Origin of the sequence: Streptomyces sp. NPDC048257 (genome assembly GCF_043201855.1) — a bacterium.
Taxonomy (GTDB): Bacteria; Actinomycetota; Actinomycetes; order Streptomycetales; family Streptomycetaceae; genus Streptomyces.
Window position 1 is genome coordinate 1 of sequence record NZ_JBICZI010000053.1, and the last position, 1,572, is coordinate 1,572.

Genomic DNA, 1,572 nt, shown 5'->3' on the forward strand with positions numbered 1-1,572 from the left:
CTCGTCGTCAACGTGGACCCGCCCACCGACCACAAGGACTACCTCCACCGCGGCGGCCGCACCGCCCGCGCCGGTGAGTCCGGCAGCGTCGTCACCCTGGTCACGCCCAACCAGCGCCGCGACATGACCCGTCTCATGCAGGCTGCCGGGATCGTGCCGCAGACCACCCAGGTCCGCTCCGGCGACGAGGCCCTCAACCGGATCACCGGCGCCCAGGCCCCCTCCGGGATCCCCGTGGTCATCACGGCACCGGTCGCCGAACGCGCCAAGCGCGGTGCGGCCTCCCGCGGCAGGCGGCGGCCCGTTGCGGCTGCCCGTCGCGTGAGCGTGCGGCAGTCCGCCTTCGACGCGGCCGCCTGAACAGCACGTGATCAGAAGACTGACCCATCTCTGCAGGAGGCACGTTGTGACGCTGGTCCAGATGCAGCCCCGCTCGGCAAGTGCCAACCCGGTGCACCGGACGGTGGACGATGCCATGGGTGCGGCCGGACCGCAGGTCTGTGACGACATGACGGTCGAGGTGGCGCTGGCCGTCATGGCCGGTGCCCGCGCGGACCATCTGCTCGTCTGCGACGAGGACGGCCTGTGCACCGGGCTGGTCACCCGTTCCCGGCTCGCCGCCGTCCGAGACGGCGCGGCGTACACGGACCAGGTGCGTCTGCGCGCTGTGATCGGCGAGCGCGGGCCGTTCGCCTCGCCCAGGACCACGATGGCCGAAGCCGAGCACGCGATGCGCTACCGCAAGCTCGACGCCCTGCCCGTCGTCGACGAGCAGGGCAGCGCCCTGGGTGTCCTCGCCCTCGCCCGCTGAACCGCCCCACCCGCGGCACCACCCTCCCCTCCTTCTGCCTGTGAGGCCTCATGCGCTGTGTCATCGCCCGCTTCCCGTTCGACCTGACCAAGAGCGGTGTCCTGGAGTCGATGAAGGGCGTCAAGCCCGAACAGGTCATCGGCGAGTCCGTGATCATCGGTCGCCGTACCTACCCCGTCAAGCAGGTCGGCCAGGTCATTACCCGCCAGGACCGCCGTGACTTCAGCGCCGGTGAGGTCCTCCGGGCCATGACCCAGCTCGGGTTCACCTGCCGCGGCCTCCCCCGGGCCTCCGCACCCACCCGGGTGCTCAGCCCGCTCCAGCAGGCTTCCGCGATGCTCGGCACACCGGTGCCCGTCTGACCGACGGGACGGCGCGAGCCGGCACGCGAACACCAAGGAGGGCCCGACCGGCACGCGCCGGTCGGGCCTCCGGCGTTGCCCTACCGGGGGAGGCGGGCGCCAACCCGGAGGCGCCCCCGCACGTCCGCCCCCTCGCGGGCGACACCGATTACCTCCTCAGTGGCTGCACGAAAAACTAAGTTGGCCGGAGTAGACATTGGGCGGTGGTGTGGCTATGGTTTCTCTCGTAGCCAGAGAGACCGCAGGGCCCGGCAGAGACGAACTGCCGGGCAGAAGTACCCGCAGTACAGGTAGTTGCAGTCCAGCAGTGCGGTGCGGTGGTGGAGTGTCGAAGCCAGAGCGGTTGAAGGACGGCGACGGGACTGACGACCGGACCGGGTGGCCCGCAGTGATCAGGGG

The 1,572-nt window shown here is 70.9% G+C and carries 2 protein-coding genes and 1 pseudogene; all 3 read left to right on the forward strand.

Annotated elements, in window-relative coordinates; genetic code table 11:
- Positions 1–360 (forward strand): annotated as a pseudogene (locus ACGFZK_RS37280) (ATP-dependent helicase); the annotation flags it as partial.
- A gap of 46 nt (positions 361–406) precedes the next feature.
- Positions 407–811, forward strand: a complete 405-nt coding sequence (locus ACGFZK_RS37285; RefSeq protein ID WP_393853273.1) for a CBS domain-containing protein — start codon at positions 407–409, stop codon at positions 809–811.
- Between the two features lie 50 nt (positions 812–861).
- A complete protein-coding gene (locus tag ACGFZK_RS37290) occupies positions 862–1,173 on the forward strand; it encodes an SCO5918 family protein (RefSeq protein ID WP_393853274.1) in 312 nt (103 codons plus the stop codon).
- Positions 1,174–1,572 lie beyond the last annotated feature (399 nt).